This is a genomic window from Pseudomonas sp. SIMBA_041 (assembly GCF_046535095.1).
GTDB classification, from domain to species: Bacteria; Pseudomonadota; Gammaproteobacteria; order Pseudomonadales; family Pseudomonadaceae; genus Aquipseudomonas; species Aquipseudomonas mucoides.
The window spans coordinates 1-293 of sequence record NZ_JAWRXJ010000167.1; the positions used below are offsets into that span (position 1 = coordinate 1).

Below are 293 nucleotides of genomic sequence, written 5' to 3' on the forward strand. Positions count from 1 at the left end.
GTCTAAGCTTTGATTCTGCGAGTCTTCAAACTTTTGCATACTACCGCGCATCTCTGCTAGTTCACGCTTCATATCTGACTCAGTCTGACGGATTTTTGCAAGCTCATTTTGCATTTGTTGGCGCGTTTCAGCCAGATCAAGCTCAGCTTCTATTTCAGACTGTAAAATGGATACTGTACGGCGCAGTTTGGCATACCATTGCCCAGCCGTACGTGCGGCCTGCGGCAGTTTTTCTGGGCCCAATACGATTAAGGCTATGACGCCAAACAAGAGTAACTCGGAAAACCCGATAT

The 293-nt window shown here is 47.1% G+C and carries 1 protein-coding gene; it reads right to left on the bottom strand.

Features of this window, described 5'->3' with window-relative positions:
- Nucleotides 1-291, bottom strand: a 291-nt coding sequence (gene tatB, locus SB725_RS30695) for a Sec-independent protein translocase protein TatB (RefSeq protein WP_410923126.1), incomplete at its 3' end; no start/stop codon positions are given.
- Nucleotides 292-293: the final 2 nt, after the last annotated feature.